The sequence below is a fragment of the Gordonia asplenii genome (genome assembly GCF_012933505.1).
GTDB lineage: Bacteria > Actinomycetota > Actinomycetes > Mycobacteriales > Mycobacteriaceae > Gordonia > Gordonia asplenii.
Genome location: NZ_JABBNB010000008.1, coordinates 36,387 through 56,784, shown reverse-complemented (window position 1 = coordinate 56,784; position 20,398 = coordinate 36,387). Strand labels below are relative to the sequence as shown.

Annotated in this window: 20 protein-coding genes; 2 read left to right on the top strand and 18 right to left on the bottom strand. The window is 65.8% G+C overall.

Going from position 1 to position 20,398, the window contains the following annotated elements:
• Positions 1–54 precede the first annotated feature (54 nt).
• From HH308_RS09530 to HH308_RS09445, 18 genes are all read right to left on the bottom strand, one after another.
• On the bottom strand, positions 55–1,287 hold the full coding sequence (locus HH308_RS09530; RefSeq protein ID WP_170193966.1) for an NAD(P)/FAD-dependent oxidoreductase: 1,233 nt from the start codon (positions 1,285–1,287) through the stop codon (positions 55–57).
• 473 nt (positions 1,288–1,760) lie between these two features.
• The gene (locus HH308_RS09525) at positions 1,761–1,955 is read right to left on the bottom strand and encodes a ferredoxin (RefSeq protein ID WP_170193965.1); all 195 of its coding nucleotides are present in this window, start codon (positions 1,953–1,955) and stop codon (positions 1,761–1,763) included.
• Positions 1,956–1,998: 43 nt separating this feature from the next.
• Positions 1,999–3,312, bottom strand: coding sequence for a phytoene desaturase family protein (locus tag HH308_RS09520; RefSeq protein ID WP_170193964.1), 1,314 nt, complete (start codon positions 3,310–3,312; stop codon positions 1,999–2,001).
• Between the two features lie 30 nt (positions 3,313–3,342).
• Complete coding sequence (locus HH308_RS09515; RefSeq protein ID WP_170193963.1) at positions 3,343–4,506, bottom strand: acyl-CoA dehydrogenase family protein; 1,164 nt, start codon at positions 4,504–4,506, stop codon at positions 3,343–3,345.
• A 4-nt stretch (positions 4,507–4,510) separates the two neighbouring features.
• Entirely contained in the window at positions 4,511–5,752 is a 1,242-nt protein-coding gene (locus HH308_RS09510; RefSeq protein ID WP_170193962.1) for an enoyl-CoA hydratase-related protein, read from the bottom strand.
• Positions 5,753–5,821: 69 nt separating this feature from the next.
• Positions 5,822–7,018, bottom strand: coding sequence for an acetyl-CoA acetyltransferase (locus HH308_RS09505; protein ID WP_170193961.1), 1,197 nt, complete (start codon positions 7,016–7,018; stop codon positions 5,822–5,824).
• Complete coding sequence (locus HH308_RS09500; RefSeq protein WP_170193960.1) at positions 7,018–8,424, bottom strand: hydroxymethylglutaryl-CoA synthase; 1,407 nt, start codon at positions 8,422–8,424, stop codon at positions 7,018–7,020. Before HH308_RS09500 ends, HH308_RS09505 begins: the two co-directional genes overlap by 1 nt.
• Positions 8,421–9,632, bottom strand: coding sequence for an acetyl-CoA C-acetyltransferase (locus HH308_RS09495; protein ID WP_170193959.1), 1,212 nt, complete (start codon positions 9,630–9,632; stop codon positions 8,421–8,423). The genes HH308_RS09500 and HH308_RS09495 overlap by 4 nt, the downstream gene beginning before the upstream one ends.
• Positions 9,633–9,852: 220 nt before the next feature.
• On the bottom strand, positions 9,853–10,125 hold the full coding sequence (locus HH308_RS09490; RefSeq protein WP_376767202.1) for a hypothetical protein: 273 nt from the start codon (positions 10,123–10,125) through the stop codon (positions 9,853–9,855).
• 9 nt (positions 10,126–10,134) lie between these two features.
• On the bottom strand, positions 10,135–10,677 hold the full coding sequence (locus HH308_RS09485) for an aromatic-ring-hydroxylating dioxygenase subunit beta (RefSeq protein WP_170193958.1): 543 nt from the start codon (positions 10,675–10,677) through the stop codon (positions 10,135–10,137).
• 1 nt (position 10,678) lies between these two features.
• A complete protein-coding gene (locus HH308_RS09480; RefSeq protein ID WP_170193957.1) occupies positions 10,679–11,947 on the bottom strand; it encodes an aromatic ring-hydroxylating oxygenase subunit alpha in 1,269 nt (422 codons plus the stop codon).
• Positions 11,944–13,650, bottom strand: a complete 1,707-nt coding sequence (locus HH308_RS09475) for a class I adenylate-forming enzyme family protein (protein ID WP_170193956.1) — start codon at positions 13,648–13,650, stop codon at positions 11,944–11,946. Before HH308_RS09475 ends, HH308_RS09480 begins: the two co-directional genes overlap by 4 nt.
• Entirely contained in the window at positions 13,647–15,293 is a 1,647-nt protein-coding gene (locus HH308_RS09470) for a class I adenylate-forming enzyme family protein (protein WP_170193955.1), read from the bottom strand. The genes HH308_RS09475 and HH308_RS09470 overlap by 4 nt, the downstream gene beginning before the upstream one ends.
• A gap of 42 nt (positions 15,294–15,335) precedes the next feature.
• Positions 15,336–16,130 carry an enoyl-CoA hydratase/isomerase family protein gene (locus HH308_RS09465; protein WP_170193954.1) on the bottom strand — a complete coding sequence of 265 codons (795 nt, stop codon included), beginning with the start codon at positions 16,128–16,130 and terminating at the stop codon, positions 15,336–15,338.
• On the bottom strand, positions 16,127–16,921 hold the full coding sequence (locus HH308_RS09460) for an enoyl-CoA hydratase/isomerase family protein (RefSeq protein WP_170193953.1): 795 nt from the start codon (positions 16,919–16,921) through the stop codon (positions 16,127–16,129). Before HH308_RS09460 ends, HH308_RS09465 begins: the two co-directional genes overlap by 4 nt.
• Before the next feature lie 4 nt (positions 16,922–16,925).
• A complete protein-coding gene (locus HH308_RS09455) occupies positions 16,926–17,684 on the bottom strand; it encodes an enoyl-CoA hydratase/isomerase family protein (protein ID WP_170193952.1) in 759 nt (252 codons plus the stop codon).
• Positions 17,681–18,418 (bottom strand): 3-oxoacyl-ACP reductase FabG, encoded by a 738-nt coding sequence (gene fabG, locus HH308_RS09450; RefSeq protein WP_170194111.1) that lies wholly within the window; start codon positions 18,416–18,418, stop codon positions 17,681–17,683. The genes HH308_RS09455 and fabG overlap by 4 nt, the downstream gene beginning before the upstream one ends.
• Complete coding sequence (locus tag HH308_RS09445; RefSeq protein WP_170193951.1) at positions 18,415–18,867, bottom strand: MaoC family dehydratase; 453 nt, start codon at positions 18,865–18,867, stop codon at positions 18,415–18,417. Before HH308_RS09445 ends, fabG begins: the two co-directional genes overlap by 4 nt.
• 84 nt (positions 18,868–18,951) lie before the next feature.
• Here HH308_RS09445 and HH308_RS09440 point away from each other — a divergent pair, with 84 nt between their 5' ends.
• Both HH308_RS09440 and HH308_RS09435 read left to right on the top strand, forming a co-directional pair.
• Positions 18,952–19,755, top strand: a complete 804-nt coding sequence (locus tag HH308_RS09440; protein ID WP_170193950.1) for an SDR family NAD(P)-dependent oxidoreductase — start codon at positions 18,952–18,954, stop codon at positions 19,753–19,755.
• On the top strand, positions 19,752–20,393 hold the full coding sequence (locus HH308_RS09435; RefSeq protein ID WP_170193949.1) for a TetR/AcrR family transcriptional regulator: 642 nt from the start codon (positions 19,752–19,754) through the stop codon (positions 20,391–20,393). Before HH308_RS09440 ends, HH308_RS09435 begins: the two co-directional genes overlap by 4 nt.
• Positions 20,394–20,398 lie beyond the last annotated feature (5 nt).

The following is a 20,398-nucleotide window of genomic DNA, read 5'->3' as shown; positions in this document are numbered from 1 at the left end:
CGCGCACTCGCGTCAGCGTCGGCGACAGCCCCCTGTTGACGTTGCGCAACGCCGCTATGAGACCGCAGCGACTTTCGCCGTGCGCGCCCGGGCGAATTCCAGCGCCTCTTCCCAGGACTTGCCCCTGCTAATCATCACGCGATATTTCATGATCACCGACTGCCCGTTCACTGTGAGCGCACCGATCAAGCGGTCACCGCGGCGATACAGGGCAACCCAACGCCCGCCAACGTCGGGATCTCCATCGACCACGACCACCTCGTCGGCGTCCGGCGAGCCGACGAACTGGATCCGCACGTCGTACCAGTCCGACCAGAAGTACGGCACCGTTCCATACGGTTTCGCGTTCTTCGGGTCCAGCGCGTTTCTTGCCGCCGCTGCGCCCTGTTCTGCGGCCGCGGTCCAGTTCTCCATTCGTTGCCGCTCCCCGAAAACCGGATTGAGCCAGTTCGCGACGTCGCCCGCGGCGTAGACACCGGGCACACCGGTCCATAGCGTCTCGTCGCAGACGACGCCGTTGTCCACAGAAATCCCGCTGCCCACAAGCCATTCGGTTGCCGGCACTACTCCAATGCCGACGACGACCAAGTCGGCGTCTACGACCGAACCGTCGCTGAGAACGACGCGTTCCACTCGTCCATCGCCTTCTAAACTCGACACACCAGTTCCACATCGCAGGGTGGTCCCGTTGCGCTCGTGCAGTGACGCGATGGCCTGTCCCATTGCTTCCCCGGTGGCGCGGACCAGCGGAGTCGGCAGGGCTTCGAGGACAGTCACCTCGACACCTCGCTTCTTCGCGCCCGACGCCACCTCCGATCCGATGAAGCCGGCGCCGATGACGACGGTCCGAGCCCCGCCGATCAATGCTTCACGGACCGCGATCGCATCGTCGAGTGTGCGCAATGCGTGCACGCCGTCGAGCCCTTCGGTACCCGGGATCACGCGCGGCGTCGAGCCGGTGGCGATGATGAGCACGTCGTAGGGCACCTCGCGCTCGCCCACCCGGACGACCCGAGCGTCGGTATCCAATCCCGTTGCGGGATAGCCGAGTACGAGATCGACACCCAGCTCATCGCGGAGAGTGTCTTCGGCCCGGAAGAAGGGAATGTCGACGAGTTCGGTGCCGGGCTCGAGGAACGCTTTCGACAGCGGCGGCCGGTCGTAGGGCAGATGGTCTTCGGCGCCGATCAGAGTGATGGCGCCGGCATAGCCCGCCTTGCGGGCGGCCTCGATCGCGCGGAGTCCGGCGAGGGAAGCTCCGACGACGACGAAATTCTCGATGGACATAGTTGTGCCTTTCGTAGCGATGGGTCCTGCTTACCGAACAGCGAGACGGCCACGCGGCAACGCACCCTTCTCGCTCACCGAGTAGCGAAACGAGCCACAAGGTGACGCGCCTCCCGCTCACCGAGTAGCGAAACGAGCTTGCGAGTTTCGCGTATCGAGGTGCGGTGATATCAAATGCCAACTCAGTCAACGCATTTCGACGGCAACCGAACTGTCGTCACGCCGCCGAGATCGCCTCGCCGCACCTCGATACGCCCTACTCGCAAGCTCGTAGCGCTACTCGGCGAGCAGGGGTAACGACCGCCAGCGGGGCTGCGACGGCAAGCGGGGCTCCCGACCGCGAGCCCCTCCCGCTCGCCGAGTAGCGACGCGAGCCCGCGAGCGTCGCGTATCGAGGTGCAGCGAGACGAAATACCAACCCAGCCACGACCCTCCGACCGCGTGCGACGGCTGGCGGGGCCGTCCTCTGCGCGCTATTCCCTGACGATCCTCAGTGCCTCGGTCGGGCACCCCGCGATGGCCTCCTCAACCGATTGCAGTTCGTCGTCGGTGATGTCGTCTCTGAGTAGCACCAACTTGCCGTCATCGTTCACCTCGAAGAAGTCCGGGGCCAGCGACTCACAGATGCCCAGTCCAGTGCACTTGGCGAAGTCGACCGTTACTTTCATGGCTGCACCTTTCCTTGTGCACGTTGGGATCTCGGGGCGCCGATCATGCCGTGACCGGTGTGAACTCGAGGGCGATCTCGTCGACCACCAGGGCGGCCGTTTCCGCACACGCGGTGGTGCCGCCGTTCGCGTACTCCTTGACGGCGTCGCCGACATTCCACAGTCCGGTGACCTCGGTGGTGTGCGGCAAGTCGAAACCGGCGACGGCCCGCTGCGGAGGCCAGCCATCACGTGTGATCGTCGTCGACAGAATGCGTGACCTGCGATCGAATCCATCGATGGTGTCGCGAAGGTCCGCCATCAGCAGCTCGGTTTCGGCAGCCTCGTCGAAGTCGCCGATCGCCGGTTCAGGCACCGCGGTGCCGGTGTAGAGATGCCACCCGTCGGGTGCCATCTCCGGGCAGACGTCGGTGTAGTTGGCGATGTAGGCCAGGCGACGTGTCTTCGCGAAGCTCAGCATGCCGGGCGCATCGATCAGCGGCTCCTGGCTGGCGAAGTTGACGGTGATCATCGCGCATGGGCGGTTTCGCTGCTCGACCAGCGAAACATACTCAGCGGGAAACGATTCCCGCCCGGCGAGGTCGAGGGTGGAATACGGCCCGACGTTGCTCACCACGACCGGCGCGGTCACGGTCGTGGTTTCGCCTGCGTGATCGACGGTGATGCCGGTGACCGCACCGTCGACGACGTTGATCGCACTGACCTGGGCGGTCAGCCAGAGGTCGCCGCCGTTCACTGCGAAGGCGTCGGCGAGCGAGTTCCACAGCCCGACGGTGCCGTCGGGGTGGAAGCCGAAACGCTTGAACGCGCTCTTGCGGGTGAAGTAGGTGAGGAACACCCGTGCTGGCAATTCATCGGAACTCACCGCGAACACGGAGGCACACATGTTCCGGAAGATCCCGTGCACGCCTTCGTTCTTGGTGTACTTGCGTACCCAATCAGCGGTGGAAAGCTCGTCCTCGGGCAGTCCGGAATCGCTGCGCGCCGCGCCGATTCCCTTAACCAGCTTCGCACCCTGCCGAGTCAGCTTGCCCAGCAGCAGCCCCCATCCACCGCCGGTGACGTCGACATCCTTGCCCGCGATGCGGTACAGGATCGGCGGACTGGGCTCGCGGATCTCGAACTTCGCGCCGACCTCCGCGCAGGTCTGTTCGGTGATACCGCCGACCTCGATGACGATTGCACCGTCGTTGACCTTGAAGCCGTCGATCTCGGTGGTCGACGCCCGGCCACCCACCTTGTCCAGGCGTTCGACGACGAGCGTGCGGTAGCCGCGGCGGGCCAGTCTGGCAGCGGTGAACAGACCGCCCGCACCGGCGCCGACGACAATGGCGTCGTAGTCGTAAGTCGTTGTCATAGTTTCCTCCGGGGTTGCTGCCGGGCCGGGCTAGTAGGACCGTGGCAGATCGAGTGATGTCTGGGCGACGAAGTTCAGCACCATCTCGCGGCTCACCGGTGCGGTGCGCATCAATCGCGTGACGAACCACAGTTCGGACAGGCCGTATTCGAGGGAGAGTCCGTTGCCGCCATGGGTTTGAATGGCTTGGTCGAGTGCTTTCAACGCCGCTTCAGAGGCGGCGAACTTCGCGATGTTGGCGGCTTCGCCGACTCCCGGCGAATCTTGGTCGGCCAGCCGCGCCGAGTGCGCCGTCGCCAGTCGAGACAATTCGACGTTGATATGCGATTCGGCAAGCGGATGCGAAACTCCCTGGTGTGCACCGATCGGCGACGACCAGACCTTCCGATTGCGGGCATAGTCACTAGCCTTCTCGATGGCGTAACGCCCGACGCCGCCACAGATCGCGCCGACCAGTATGCGTTCGGGGTTCAACCCCGCGAACACTTGGCGAAGACCTTTACCCGCCTGCCCGACAAGCGATTCCGGCCCGACTCGGACTTCGTCGAGAAATACCGTGAACTGCTTGTCCGGCGAGACGATCGCGGTGTCGATCAGCTGGATCGACAACCCTGGTGTGTCAGTGGGGACCACGAAGATCGACAGCGCCTTATGATCTGAGGTCGACAGGTCGTCATCGCGCGCGATCAGCAGGACGGCGTCGGCCTGATCGATCGCCGAGATGTAGTACTTCTGGCCGGAGATCACCCAGCCGTCCCCGTCGCGGCGCGCCGTCGTCTTCAGGTTGTGGCTGTTGGAGCCGGCGTCGGGCTCGGTAAGTCCGAACGCCATCTTCATGGAGCCGTCGGCGAGTGCGGGCAGCCATGCCTGCTTCATCTCGTGACTGCCGTGCGCGGCCAGGATGCTGCCGCAGATCGCCGGCGAGATCACCCAGATCAGCATCGGCATTCCGTGCGCCGACAGTTCTTCGACGACGACGACCGCTTCGGCCATGCCTCCGCCACCGCCCCCGTACTCCTCGGGAAGATGCACACCGAGCAGTCCTGCTTCGCCCAGATCGTTCCACAGTTCGTCGATGTGCCCGCCGGTGCGGCCACGCTCGAGAAAGTATTGGGGTCCATACTGTTTGGCGATGGCGGCGACACTTTCGCGGATCGCGCGATGGTCGTCTGAGTCGTGAATGAGACCGGGCACTGCTCTACCTGCCTTCGAATTCTGGTCGTTGCTTGTCAAGGAATGCGGCGATCGCCTGCTGCGCGTCGCGGGTGCTGCCGGTGAATTCGACGCCTTCGGACTCGGCACGGAGCTGGTCGGACAGCGAGTTGTGCCAGGTCTCCCGGAGCAGGCGGCGTTGGCGGCCAAAGGCTTTCGTCGGTCCGGCGGCAAGTCGATGCGCCTTGGCGAGCGCGTGGGTCCGCAGTTCCGCGGCCGGGACGACCTCACTGATCAGCCCCCACTCCAACGCCTGCGCGGCATCGATCCGCAGGTTCTCCAGGTACATCCGCCGCGCTCGCGCCTCACCGACCAACCGCGGCAGGTGCCAGGTCCCGCCACCGTCCCCGGAGAGGCCGATGCCGCTGAACGCAGTGGAGAACACGGTTCCCTCGGCAGCGACCGTGATGTCGGCGGCGTAGACGAATCCCAGTCCACCGCCGGCCGCCGAACCGTGCGCGGCGGTCACGATCGGCGCATCGATCCGCTCCAGAATCCGGAACGCCTCGTGGAAAGGGTCGGTCATTCGCGCGGCGAGCGCACCGAAGGCGCCCGGCTGCGCTGACGTGAAGTACTCGATGTCGCCGCCGACGGTCAGCGCCGGGCCGTTGCCCGCGATGAGCACCGCACGGACCGCCGGGTCGGCGGCGATCGCGCGGGCCACCGTCAGCGTCTCCTCGCCCATCCGCAGGTCGATGGCGTTGCGGTGGTCCGGTCGGTTGAGGATCACCTGCGCGACGTTGTCGCGAACCGAATAATCGATGGTCTGCAGATCGGTGACCGCAGGCCCGGACGACGCCGGCACGTTCAGGCGGTCGGCGCCCGCGAGTGCGGCGTGCCACGGTTCGGTGTCGGTGAGCTGGATCAGCTTCGCGATCCTGCCGTCGGCGAAGGTCAGGACGTGAATGAACCGCGCGTCGACGCTGCGCCCGGTGGCGCGGCAGACGCCGCGATAGACGCCGGCAACCTGTAGTCGATCGCCCGGGAGTGCATCAAATGATTCCGGTTGCGCCGCGACCCGAAAGGTCTTGCCCAATCGCCACCAGAATTCCCGGATCATCGACTCTGCGCCGCGGTAAGTACCGCCGAGACCCAGCGGCAGGCCCGTGGTGGTCTCGCCGACGAAGTCGGCGGTCAGCAACCGGGTGACCGCTTCGGCGTCACCCGCAGCGAGTACGCGATAGAGTTCGTCGGCGACTTTCGCCGCGGGAGAAAGTGTCTCGATCATTTTTTTAATTTAACCTCAAATCAAAAATAAGGCAACGGGATACTGCTGGTGAGTGTGCGACGGCGTAGGTCAGCTCGTCGAGTTCGGCTCGCGGCCAACGATGGACACGAACGACACGCACGCGCCCGGCCGTCCGCCGAGGTTGTGGGTAAGCGCGGTACGCGGATCGGCCAACTGCCGCTCCCCCGCCTCACCGCGCAGCTGCAACCACGCCTCGTAGAGCATCCGCAGCCCGCTCGCGCCCACCGGATGGCCGAAGGACTTCAGGCCACCGTCGATGTTGACCGGCAGGCGACCGTCGGCATCGAAGTCGCCTGCCAGCGATTCCTTGACCGCTTGTCCGCGATCGCAGAAGCCGAGGTCTTCCATCAGCACCAGTTCGGTCGGCGTGAAACAGTCATGGACCTCTGCGAACGAGAGACCGCGTGGATCATTTATTCCCGCCTGCGCGTACGCGTCTCGCGCGGACCGGACCACCTCCGGGAAGGTGGTGAAATCGTAGGCCGGGTCCATCGATCCCCGCGCCGGCCCCGCGGCCAGCGCCAGAGCCTTCACGAAGATCGGGCGGTCAGTGTAGTCGTACGCGTCCTCGGCACGCACGATCAGCGCAGCGGCCGCGCCGTCCGACACTCCCGAGCAATCGAAGACACCGAGTCTGCCTGCGACCTTCGGCGCCCCCGAAATCTTCGCTTTGGAGACTTCGGATCGGAACTGCGCCTTGGGATTACGCGCACCGTTGACATGGTTCTTCCAGGCCACATGCGTCATCGCGTCGCGCATTTGCGCCGAGTCGACGCCGTACTTGGTGCAGTACGCGGGATCGAGCAGGGAGAATGCCGCCGGCGCCGTCATCGACAGTTCCGGTGCCGTGCCGTCGCCAGGTGGATCCGCCCGCAGCAGTCCGGAGAAGCCACTGTCCTTCAGCTTCTCCACACCGACCGCCATCACCCGATCGTAAGCACCCGACGCAACCGCGTAGCACGCGTTGCGAAACGCTTCCGATCCTGTCGCACAATAGTTCTCGACTCGCGTGACCGGCTTGTAATCGGTGCCCAGCGCCCGACTGAGGGTGAGTCCCGACTGGCCGGACCCAAGCGTGCCGAGCCAGTAGGCGTCGACGTCGGCTAAGGCGATGTTCGCCCCGGTGATGGCCTCACCCACGGCGTCGATCAGCATGTCGTCAGCCGACGAGCCCCATAGTTCACCGAATCGGGTGCATCCCATCGCTACAATCGCAACCTTGTCGGCAATGCCCGTACTGCTCATCACGCCTCCGATGATTCAGCGGTGGAAGGCAATTGGCGTGCCTTCCAGAAATAGTTGTGTACTCCGCCCGCGGTGAAGAGTCGGCGGAACGTCATTGTCACCGCTGATCCGACCTCAAGTTCGTCGGGTCGAGCGTCGGCGACCTCGAAGGCGGACCGGCCTGCTGCGGTCCCGCGTTCGCCGCCATCGCCGTCGAAGTCGACGACGACGTCGACCACCGGAGGCGACGGCGAGTAGGCCAGCCGGTCGATCGTGAAGGTCGCCACCCGCCCGCTGCGTCCGGCAACCGATTCGGGTGTCATCTCATCAACGGCGCCGCAGCCGCGGCATATTCGCATCGGTGGCAGATGCGTGAATCCGCAAACGGTGCAACGGCTCCCCTGCAGTGCGAACTTCCAACCGGAACCGCGGCCGGCCGGCGGTCCCGCGGGCCGTTCCGGTTCCGGGCGTCGGGGCGGCTCGAAATCGAGCAGTCCGCGCCACGACAGGTATGTGGGATAGGTGATTGCCTGACCGCCGACGATCTGCGTGGCGACAGACGTCGGCTGCCGGTGGGCGGGCAACGCGCCCGTCGTTCGCAGGAGCACCGCGTCGACACCGTCTGCGGCCGACACCAGCAGAACGGTCTCGTCGGCTCCCGCAACGTCGAGAACCGACGCGAGCGCAACGATCGGATCCGCTGCTCCACTGAAGCCCGCCGCCGATCCCGTGGTGGACAGCTGTCCCTTGACCAGCGTCGTGGCGCGCTTGGCGACCGCTGAGTTCGCACTCGTGACGATCACGTGGTCGGCTTGGTCGAGGCCGGCCGCATCGAGCGCGGCGTCGGCCACCTCGGTGATCAACGGCGCGTACCGCTCGTATCCGAAGCGTTCCTCCCACGAGGATGCGCTGAGCTCCGTCGGCTCGCGCCAGCGGTCCAGGAATTCCTCAGTACGGCTTTCGGACACCAGGACGTCTGCGAGTGATGGGCTGTCGGTCGTCGGGGAGCCGAGATAGAGGGCGGCGGCGGTGTCGGCGCCACCGCGCTCGTCGGCGGAACCGGGTCTGCCAGTTCGGATGTCGGCGGCGACGAGCAAGGTGGGACCGGCGTCCGCGGAGATCGCCGACATGGTCGAGCGTGCCGTGCCGATGCGATCATGTGCCGCGATTGTGCGGTCGAGCCCGAGTGCGGCGTGCACGATCGTCGCGTTGGTCTTGTCGAGATAGGGCGGCGAGCTGGTGGCGAGCACGACTTGGGCCAGTGCCGCGGTCGACAGTCCGTCGATGACGGAGCGAGCCGCGGCGACCGCCATCGTCACCGCGTCCTCGTCGAAGGACGCGACGATCCGGTTTGCATGCCCGGCGTCGCGCGGCGCCATCCGCCACGACGGAAAGTAGGTCCCGTAACCGAGGACGGCCACGGTCATGACGTCGCCCCACTGAACAGTGCCGCGATTCCTTGTCCCCCACCGATACACATGGTTTCCATTGCCAATCTTCCTCTTCTGCGGTCGAGTTCGTGCAACATCGTGGCCAGGATGCGGCCCCCGGTCGCGCCGATCGGATGGCCGAGCGAGATGCCCGATCCGTTGACGTTCAAGCGATTCGACAGTTCATCCATCGGGATTCCCCATTCATTGATCACGGCCAGCACCTGGACCGCAAAGGCCTCGTTGATCTCGATCAGGTCGAGGTCGTCGAAGTCGGTTCCGGTTCGCTCGAAGAGCTTTCGCACCGCGCCAACAGGTCCGATGCCCATAGTCGCGGGATCGCAGCCCGCCGCAGCCCACCCCTCGAACCAACCGATCGGAGTGAGATTCAGGCGGTCCAACTGATCTTCGGCGACGACGAGACATGCTGCGGCGGCGTCATTCTGTTGTGCGGCGTTGCCCGCGGTGACGGTTCCGTCGGGCATGATCGGGCGCAGTCCGGACAGCGCTGAGGCGGTGGTGTCGGGCCGGACCCCCTCATCATGGGAGAACTGCAGCGGCTCGCTGCGGCGTTGCGGGACCTCCACGTTGACGATCTCGTCATCGAACGATCCCGACCTCTGGGCGGCTGCGGCCCGTCGATGGCTCGACGCCGCGTAAACATCGGCTTCCTCGCGGGTGATGCCGTAGCGCTTCGCAAGATTCTCTGCGGTCTCGATCATTCCGCTGATCTCGCCGAATCGCCACGCCGGTTGCGACCGCGCCCGCCCCCGGTCGAGGCGGTCGTAGAGCACCTGGTTACCCGAGCGCGAGCCCCAGCGGGCGGTGGTGGTGTAGTGCTCGATATTGCTCATCGATTCGACGCCGCCCGCGATCACGACATCGGCTACGCCGGTCTGCACCATCATCGCAGCGGTGGCCACGGCCTGCAGACCGCCACCGCATCGTCGGTCTACCTGGAATCCGGGGACTTCGATCGGCAGTCCGGCATTCAGCGCGGCCCAGCGTCCGATGCACGGTGCCTCAGAGTTGGCATACGACTGAGCGATCACCACATCGTCGATCAGGGCCGGGTCGATGGATGTGCGTTCGACCAGGGCAGCAAGTACTTTCGCTGCAAGATCCTCGGCGGGCAGCGGTCGAAGCGTACCGCCGAAGGCACCGACCGCGGTACGGACCGGTTCAACGATTGCGACGCGTTTCAAAGTTTTCTCCTTTGTGGTTAGTCCCCCGGTCGCCGAGTAGCGTTGTGAGCTCGCGAACAACGCGTATCGAGGTGTGGCGATCCGAAATACCAAGCCAGCCATGATATTTGACCTGGTCACGTATCGACGAACACTCACCACACCTCGATACGACGAAACTCGCAAGCTCGTTTCGTCTACTCGGCGAGCGGGGGTGGCGACGAACAGCGGCAAACCAGGACTACTCGGCGCGCGGGGGTGGCGAACTATCCCTCCACCTATCGGCCGACGGGTCCAGTAATTCGGTCAGATGTCCGTCGTCGAGCCAGATGACGGTCTCCAGCTCGAGTGCGTCGAGGTACCGAACCCGCCCGGTGCGCAGGTCTTCCAACCTCAACCGCACCGAATTGCCTTGTGCGTCAACGTTCACCGATACTTCGGCGAACTCACTGCCGACGATCGGTCCGACTCCCGGGATGTCATACGGACCGCGATCGTTCATCTCGATTCCCACGACACTCCCCTAGATCAGGAAGGCCATCGTGGGAATCGGCTTGTCGTTGTCGACAAGCACGACCTTCTTGTAGACCAGCCGGATCTCACCGTCGACTCGACGCAGCCGGTAGGTGGTGCGGCCACCCCATAACTGGTTCTCGCGCATCCGCGACTCGTAGGCCAGAAAGTTCGCGCCGACTTCGAGATCGACTCCGCCGGCGGCATTCTCGCGACCGCCGAGCAGCTCGATGTTCCCGATGATGTGCCGCAGATCCGACGGCGGCGACTGCGCGTAGCGCTTGCCGGTCTTCACCTGCTTCATCCGGGTGGCGATGCGGCTGCGGTTGTCGTAGATGATCGCGACGTTGCGGCGCGGATCCACGTCGGCGCCGCCGGACGGCACCCAGTAGAGGGCGTCGTCGGTCCACAGCGCCTCCCACCCGTCGTAATCGTTCTCGTCGGCCAGCCGCGCTTCCCTGTACAGGAACTGGGTGACCTCGAAGTAGTCCCACCCGTCAGGGAGCGACGTCAACTGCGAATTCGCCTGTGTGCCAGGCTCTGTCGTGGTCATGTCACGCCTCCATCAGCGAGCGGTAGTGCTTCCAGAAGCCGCGCATCGCGGTCTCGTCGGTCGCTGCACCGACGGTGAAACCGTTCTCATCGACCCTTTCGCGGATCAGTCCGCGCCGAACGTCGAGCCATTCGGGGTCGAGCATCGATACTCCACGCTGATTGCGCTCGTACATTTCGGTGTCGTCGGCGAGCAACATTCCGGCCGGCCCGACCGATCCGATCGACTGCGAGATCATTCGGCGGTTGAGCTCTTCGCCGCCGCGCAGTTGTACCGCGGTCGAGTACTGGACGCATTCGCCGACGGCGACCGGCTGAATGTTGAACACCTGGATCTCGGCGATGAACAGGTTGGGGAAGATCATCACGTGCGGGGCGCCCTCGATCATCCGCCGCTGCGCATCGTCGCCGTACGCCTTCTCCATCGCCGCCACGTATGCGGGCACCCGGTCCGGTGTAGTACCGAACCACCGCATCGGTTCGGCGAAGTTGCGGAATTCCGGGCGCAGGTCGTTCTCGCTGTGACCGTTGCCGAGTGCACGGGTGACCGCGGTGGAGGCGTCGCTGTAGAGCGCGCCGATCGGCGATCCTGTGACTCCGAAGATCGAGCCGTGCACGAATTGCGGATGGTAGCCGTCGGTCTCGTTCTCCGCCAAGAACTTCCAATTGGCTCGGGTCTTGTGTCCCAGCCAACCGGCGTCCAACGCGACCTCGCCGCGCGGCGACAGGCCGACCAATCGATCGATCTCCCCCGCGGCCGCCCCGAGGTGATCTTCGAGCGACGGACCGTCGTTCGCCATCGACCCGAACACGAAACCCTGGTAGCTCGCCACGCGCGGCACCCTACCCATGCCGAGCTCGAGCTTCCCCTTGCCGCCGTACCCCTTGTTGTACGGATAGCCGAGCAGTTCACCCGTGTTGCGGTAGGTCCACCCGTGATAGGGGCAACGGAACGAGCTCGAGTTGCCCTGCGCGTCGTCGCACACCTGCAGCCCCCGGTGGGCACACCGGTTGATGAGCAGATGAACCTCGCCCTCACGATCGCGCGTCATGATGACGTCCTGCGTGGCGAGCTTCTTGCGGACGTAGTCGTTGGGCTCGGGGACTTCACTCTCGTGCCCGACGAAAACCCATGTGGTGAACCAGATCTTCTTCAGTTCTTCGGCGAAGACGGCCGGGTTCGTATACAGGGAGCCATGAACCTGATCGGGCCGGATCAGCTCCGACACCAGGCTGGGCGCCTGCGCGCCGGAGGACATGACGGAGGTCATGACGTCTCCTCTCTTTCGATTTCGGTGGGTTTCGACACCATCTCGACCAGCCGGAATTTCTGGATCTTGCCGGTGGGTGTCGTCGGAAGCTGTTGTGGATCAAGGAATTCAACGCGCTTGGGAACCTTGAACCGGGCGAGGTTCGCCTTGCAGTGCTCGATGATCTGCGCCGCAGAGATCTGCGCACCGGGTGAGCGGACGACGACGAGCGCACCGATCTCACCCCACCGGTCATCGACGACGCCGATGGCGAACACCTGACTCACCTCGTCCAATCTGGCGACGATGTCCTCGACTTCCTTGGGCATCACCAGTTCTCCACCGGACTTGTAGAGTTCCTTGCTCCGGCCGGTCACTTCGAGGTAGCCGTCCGGCCGGACTCGCCCGAGGTCGCCAGAGCGAAGGATGCGTTCGTCGTTCAGCGCCGCAGCGGTTTCCGCGGGTTTGTCCCAGTAGCCGAGCATCGTCGTCGGCCCGTAGGACACGAGTTCGCCGGTCTCCCCGGGCGGCAGCGGTTCGCCGGTGATCGGGTCGATCGTGGCGTAGACACAGAGGTCATCGGTACCCGGCTGGCCCGCAGCGCCGGCCGCCTTCGGGCGTCCGACCGTCGTCGAACTGAGGATCAGATCGTCTTCGGGCCGGGTGAGCGTCATCGCTCCACCGCACTCGGTCATCCCGTAGCCGGTGACGATCTCACTCACGCCGAACAGCTCTTCGACCTTCTCCCACAACCAAATCGGTGCAGGCGCGGACCCGCAGAGGATCGCGCTGAGAGAGCTGACGTCGTACTGATCGCGGGTCGGGCATTCCACCATGGCGACGGCCATCGTCGGAACACACAGAATGTCGTCGGCGCGGTGGCGTTCGATGCCACCCAGATAGCCCTCTGCACTGAACGAGGTCTGCAGGATCACCGCCCCGCCCACCATCATCGCCGACAGGATTCCTTCGACGTAGCCGAACATGTGATAGCAAGGCAGTGAGAACAGGATTCGGCGTCCGTCGTCGTATGCGCGGGTCAAGGCCGAGCCGTACCCGGTGCGCAGCACTGCGTCGTGAGTGACGATGACACCCTTGGGCGATCCGGTGCTGCCCGAGGTGTAGAGCATGTCGCCGACGTCGTCGGGTGAATGCGGCGCGCCGTCGGACGCACCCGCGTGTTGCTGTCCGAGGGTGGACAGATCCGAATATGTTGTGGCGCCTTCGCGTTCGCGACCGTCGGTCGACAGGACGACGACTTTGCGCAGCTGCCCGAGGTCCGGCGTGCTCTCCCACCCCGGTGCCAGCGTGTCGAGCATCTGGAGATAGTCGAGGCCGCCGAAGCCGGTCATAGTCAGCAGGACCGAGCAGCCCGACTGCTCGAGCACGTAGCCGAGCTCTTCGGTCCGGTAGAGGAAGTTGAACGGAATGCCGATCGCCCCGGTGCGGGCGATGGCGAATTTGAACGGTACGAACTCGGGGTAATTCGCCATCAGCATGCCGACCCGGTCCCCCGGCTGCACGCCGAGGGCGACCAAGGCATCGGCGATCACCCGTGACTGTTCGGCGACGTCGCGGTACGACAGAGTGACCTCGTCGGTGATGACCAGCGGCCGCGAATCGTACTGTGCCGCTGACTCGTCGAGCCATTCGTCGAGGGTGCGCGGGGTCCACTGGGCGAACCGGTCCCGAAGTCGTTGCCTACGTTGCTCGATGGTATTCATTGCGCTGCTCCGGTGATCTCGCGCAACTGCGCTGTGTCGATCTGGTCGCGGACCGCGAACTTGCGGATCTTCCCGGTCGGTGTCACCGGCAACGCGTCGGCGACGAACCAGCGGCTCGGCACTTTGAAAGGTGAGATCCGTTGTCGTGCATGCGCGGTGAGTTCCTCGACGAGACCGTCGGAGTCGCCGGTGAGAACGATGACCGCCGCGACGACCTCGCCCCACTTCTCGTCCGGGAGCCCGACGACGGTCACCGCCGCGATCCGCGGATGGTCCGCGAGGGCGTTCTCGACGGCGACCGGGGCGATGTTCTCGCCGCCGCGGATGATCATCTCCTTGAGCCGACCGGTGACGCTGAGGTAGCCGCGCGCATCCATCGTGCCGAGGTCGCCCATGTGCACGAATCCGTCGGCGTCGACGGTGGCTGCGGTCGCCGCCGGATCGTGGAGGTACTCGATGAACTGCTGATAGCCGCGCGCGCAGATCTCACCGGGCTCGCCGATCGGCATCACCTTCCCGGTCACCGGGTCGACGATCTTGCAATCGACCTGCGCCAGTGGATGTCCGACGGTGTGCAATTGATCGGCGCGGCTGTCGTTCGGGCGGGTCGCCGAGAGCACCGGCGCGAGTTCAGTCTGCCCGAACAGATTGATCACGCTGGCACCGAAAGTCTGCTCAGCGCTTTCAATCATGCTCGCCGGGACATCTGCGGCCCCGCCCATCACAACGTCGAGCGACGGTGCGGGGTCGGCCGACGCCGCCTGAACGGCAAGCAACGCACCGAGTACCGCCGGGACGTAGAACAGGATCTTCGCCTTCTCCGCACGCATCACCTCCAAGACCGGCGCGGGGGCGAACTGCTCGATCAGCACCGCGGTGCCGCCGAGCCACAGCGGCCCCAGGGTGCCGATGACACATGCGGCGGTGTGAAACATGGGCAGCGGGTTGACGCACACCGCACCGGGCTCGGCGCCTACTGCTTCCATCGTCAGCTTGGCAACGTTGACCAATGAACGGTGGCGCAGCACAACCCCTTTGGGGTTTCCAGTCGTTCCCGACGTGTACTGCAGCATGACCGGCGCGCCGGCATCGACCGGCGCGGCGGCGACGACGGCCGGGTCAGCGTCCGCCGGCAGCCAGCGGTCGGTGTCGGACAGGCTGACGGTGGTGAGGCCAGCGTGGGTCGCGGCGAGTTCCGCGACGACGGCGGCGAGGTCGTAGTCGCGGCTGCGGTCGGCGTGCAGAAGTACCGAAGCGCCCGAATGCTCGATCGCATAGGTGAGTTCGTCAAGGGTCAGAACGGGATTGAGGGCTACGAGCGTCACACCGGCCAGCGCGGCACCATACTCGATGATCGGCCATTCGACGACGTTCGGCGCCCACAGCGCGACGAACTCACCGGGTTGTGCCAGTCGGGCGATGCCGGTGGCCGCGCGAGTTGCCTCGGTGTACAGCTCGGCATAGGTCAGACGCGCGGTGTCGCCGGTGCCGTGGCGGTTTCCGATCAGGGCGACACGGTTCGGGCACTCACGTGCGCGTCGCGCCAGCAGGCCACCGACGGTGACCTCGTCGAGGGCGGTGGACGTGTCTGCGGGGAGAAAGGACTCGGTGAGCGGGGGCTGAGTGACTGGTGAGGCTGTCATGTGCTGATCCTCGGGCTAGGGCTGTTGACTGGAGTGAGCGTGTTAGAGCGTCGATGATCCGAACCGCGGACGGCGCTTGGCCTTGAAGGCTGCGACACCTTCGGCGAAGTCATCGCTGTCGAACAGTGAAACCTGGTGCGCCACTTCTAGATCGAGGACCTCAGCTGCGGTCCCTCGCGGCTGCGCCAGCATCGACTTGATGACGCCGAAGGCCTGCGCGGGGCCGTCGGCGAGAATCGCGGCGTCGCGCAATGCCTCGGCGAGCGCTTGCCCCTCGCCGACGACGCTGTCGACCAGGCCGATTCGCTGCGCCTCGACCATGTCTACGACCCGCGGCATCAGTAGCAGTTGCTTGGCCCGAGCCGGCCCGACCCGTGCGGGCAGCGAAGCGAAGATGCCCATGTCGCCGGCCAGGCCGACGCCGGTGAACGCCATCGACATCCGGGTCTGCTCTCCCGCGACGACCCGATCACACGCGAGCGCCAGCGACGCGCCGGCTCCGTATGCGGCTCCTTCGACGGCCGCAACCACTGGCTTGCCGGTGGCCCAGATAGCGCGGATGACGCGTTGCGCGGCTTCGGCGCGGGGCCTCGCCTTCTCCGGCGCGGTGCGGGCCATGGTGGAGACGTCGCCGCCGGCGCAGAAGACGGTGCCGGCACCGGTCAGTACGATCGCGCGGATCCGCCGGTCGGCGGCTGCGGCCTCGAGGAGTTCGGCCAGCTCGATGCGCAGCGGGATGTCGATCGCGTTGCGGCGGTGCGGACGGTTGAGGGTGATCAACCGGACCGGCCCGTGGTCGTCGACGACGACGGGTGGCGTGGACTCTTCCGCACTCATGCTCCGACGAACTTCCCGACTCGGCGTTCGAGAACCGCGGCCAGCCCTTCGCGGGAATCCGCAGTCCCGGACAACGCCGATACCACCCTGGCCTCCTCACCCAGCCGCGCCTCGATCGATGATCCCACTCCGTCCCAGACCAGCCGCTTCGTCGCCGAAACCGCCAGTGGCGGAAGGCTCGCCACCGTCTGCGCCAACTCCTCGAGGCGGGTGGCCAGAAGGTCGTCGTCGACGACTTCGGTGATGAGGCCGATGTCGTGGGCGTCGACGGCGGTGAGCGTCGGGTTGGTGAGCAGGATCTCCAGCGCTTTGCGCAGCCCGACGAGTTGCGCCAGCGCGACGGTGGCACCGCCGTCGGGGGCCATGCCGACGCGGACCGCGCCGGAGAAGAACCTCGCCGACCGCCCGGCCACGACGAGATCAGAGGCACAGACGAGGCCGAGTCCGCCGCCGCCGGCAGCGAAGCCCTGCACCCCGGTGATAACCGGGGACTTCAACCGCAGCAACGACGCCGTGGCGATCTGCAGCCATGCCGTCGCCTCACGAAGATAGTCCGGCAGCGCTTCACCTTTCGAAGCGAACGTCTTGACATCCCCGCCCGCGCAGAAGTTCTTCCCTGCGCCGGTGAGAACCACCACCCGGACATCGGGTGCGCCGTGGCACCGCAGGATCGCCTCGTTGAGCTCTTTGAGCAGGTCGACGTCGAGGCCGTTCGCGGCCTCGGGCCGATTCAGCCGGATCCGGCCGATGCCGTCGGCGATGTCGCACAGGACGGGAGATTGTTCGGTCATCGTGTCACCTCTGAGAGAAGGTCGTGACGCCAGCCGCACCAGCGGCGCCGCTGATGTGGTCGACGACGGCATCGAGCTCGAGATCGAGCCCGGCGTCAAGATCCGAGGAAAGTCCTTGGTAGACGAGAGATTTGATTCCGGTGACGGCGTCGCGTCGGCGCCCGGCCAGCGTCTGCAGGAACTCCTCGACCTTGCCGTCGAACTCCTGCGGCGACCAACTCGCATAGGCGAGCCCGAGTCGCTCAGCGTCGACGCCGGACAGTCGGTCACCGGACAGCAGCAGGCCGAGTGCCTGCTGTCGGCCGACCAGGCGCGCGAGGCGTTGGGTGCTGCCTCCGCCGGGCACCTGCCCGAAGCGGATGTGGTTGTCGGCGATGCGCGCGTCGTCGGCGACGAGGGTGATATCGGCGGCCTGCATCAGTTCGAATCCACCCGCCATCGCGACGCCTTCCACCACTGCGACCACCGGCACCGGGCAGCGCGCGATCGCGCGGCAGGCCTGCGCGAAATTGACGAACAACGGGCGCAGGCCGTTGGGGCCGTCGGCGCGGAGCCGTTCGACCTCAGCGAAATCTCCTCCGGCGCAGAAGTTTCCACCCGCGCCTCGGATGTCGATGACGGTGACGTCGGCGCGTGCGGCACAGTCGTCGATTGCTTCGTGCAGGGCTCGTCCGAGTTCGACGGTGATCGCGTTCATCTGCTCCGGGCGGTTGAGCGTGATAGTGGCGCACCCGGCTTCGACGTGGCTGAGTACCTCGCTCACATGCCTCGCCCCCCACCGACTTCGATGACCGCACCGGTCACGTAGCTCGACAAATCCGAGGCGAGAAAGGTCACGACTCCGGCAACTTCTTCCGGTTCGCCGGCGCGACGCATCGGGATGGTCGATTCGGTCGCCGCGAACGCCTCCGCACTCATCGCCGCGGTCATCGGGGTCTTGATCAGCCCGGGTTGCACGGCGTTGACCCGAACCCCATGGCGGGCAAGCTCTTTGGCAGCGGCTTTGGTGAGACCGACGATCCCTGCCTTCGCCGCGCTGTAGTTGGTCTGGCCGGGATTGCCGATCTTGCCCGACATCGACGAGATGTTGACGATCGAGCCGCCGGATCCCCGCATCACCGCCGACGCCTCTCGGACGCCGAGCCAGCTGCCGCGCAGGTGAACGCCGACGACGAGGTCGAAGTCGGCGGAGGTCATCTTGCGCAGGGACGCATCTCGGGTGACTCCCGCGTTGTTGACCCAGATGTCGAAGCCGTCCCATTGTCGAGCGATCGACGTCGCCGCGTCGTGCACGGCGGCCTCTGACGTGACATCGCAACCGATTCCGACGGCCTCACCGTCGATGCCGGCGGCCGCCCGCATGGCACGGTCGGCGTCGAGGTCGGCGAGGGCCACCCGAGCGCCGTGCCGCGCGAGTTCGGCTGCGATCGCCAGCCCGATCCCTTGACCGGCGCCGGTGACGACGGCACGGCGGCCGGAGAGCAGCGGGGTCATCAGGCCACGTACCGGACGATTGATTCGACGACGGCGGCCGGTTTGTCCGAGCCGTCGACCTCGATCGTCGTCGACAGGGTGCCCTGGACGGCCCCGCCCAGACGGGTCACCTCAACGATCTGCGCCGTCGCCCGCACCTTGGCTCCGGCCAGAACCGGCGACACGAAACGCACCTTGCCCAGGCCGTAGTTGACGGCCATGGTGATGCCCTCCACGGTGTAGAGCTCGTGCCACAGCACCGGCAGCAGCGACAGCGTCAGAAACCCGTGGGCGATGGTTCCGCCGAAAGGCCCGTTCGCCGCGGCGTCGGGATCGACATGGATCCATTGATGATCACCGGTCGCGTCGGCGAAGGTGTTGATCCGCGCCTGGTCCACCTCTACCCAGTCGGTGGTTCCCAGGGGCTCACCCGCCGCGTTCGCGAAATCCTCGATTCCGGCGAAGGTCCTCATTCATCACTCCCAGCACTAGACTACTTTCTGAATCGAAGCTAGATTAAATTAAATTCGAAGTCAACGGGCGGAGAAGGCAGGACCATGAACCTCGAACTGGATAACGCACGGGTGCTGATCACCGGCGGAGCGTCGAACATCGGGCGCGGCATCGTACACGCCTTTGCCGCGGAGCGAGCGCGAATCCTGTTGTGCGACATCGATGAAGAGCAAGCCAAGCGAACCGAACGCGAGGCGCTCGAACGCGGGGCCGCCGAGGTCGTCGTCGTCGCCCGCGACCTCACCGACGACGGCGCAGGCGCCGAGGTGGTCGACGTTGCGGTCAAGGCGTGGGGCGGTGTCGACGTGCTGGTGAACAACGCCGGATGGAGCATCGGCGAGTTCCTGGCCAAGGATCACGATCGGGCGCGTTGGCGCAAGCTCGTGGACATCAACCTGTTCGCGACCATCGAGATGACCCAGGCCGCGGTCGCGGCCATGCGGGCCGACGACTCGACCGGCGGCGCGATCGTCTTCGTCGCGAGCGAGGCGGCATTCGGGCAGATCCGGCAGGGGGTGTATGGCGCCACCAAGGCTGCTGCGGTAGCACTGGCTCGCACCACCGCACGCGAGCACGGCAGGCACGGCATCCGGTCCAATATCGTCTGCCCCGGACTGGTGATCCCGGAAAGCCCCGACGCGGTGGGCGAACAGAGTCTCTGGGCCGGCGGCGACGACGCGGTGTTCAACGACAAGCAGATCGACTACCTACTCAAAGACACTCCGCTGCAACGGCTGACGCTCGCCTCCGACGTTGCCGACGCGGTGCTGTGGCTGAGTTCCGACGTCGCCGCGCGGCAGGTCACCGGCCAGCTGATCTCGGTCAGCGGCGGGTACACGATGCCATGAGCGCGACCACCACGCGCACTCCGGGCAAGGGCCGCACGGAAGGTGCACGACGCCCCCGGGACACCCGTGAGCGACTGCTGCGCAGCGCCGCAACCGTGTTGGCCGCCAACGGGTACGGACAGACGCGACTCGACGACATCGCCGACCTCGCCGGAGTTCGAAGCCCCGCCGTGTACTACCACTTCGAGTCGCGAGACGACCTGGTCGCGGCAACCCTACGCGTCGGCCAGCAACGTGTCCGCGACCACGTCGCCGCCGCCATCGAGGCCGCCGCGCCGGACGGCTGGCCGGCGCAGTTGCGGGCCGCGGTCACCGCTCACTTGCAGATTCAGCTCGAGTTGTCCGACTTCGCGAAGGCGGTCAGCCGCAATGCGGGCCACGTCCCCGAGCCGATCCGGAGCCAGATGCACTCCGAGAGCGACACGTATCACGACATGTGGCGCGCACTGCTGATTCAGGGGCGGGACTCGGGTCACATCGATGGCGGTCTTGACCTGTCCTTGGCACGCATGCTGGTGATCGGCGCACTCAACTGGGCCGCCGAGTGGTGGACACCGGGGCAGCCGATCGAGGACCTCGTGCGCACCGCCTGCTCGATCATCGACGCCGGGCTGCGCGGATCGCCGCCCCAACACTGATATTT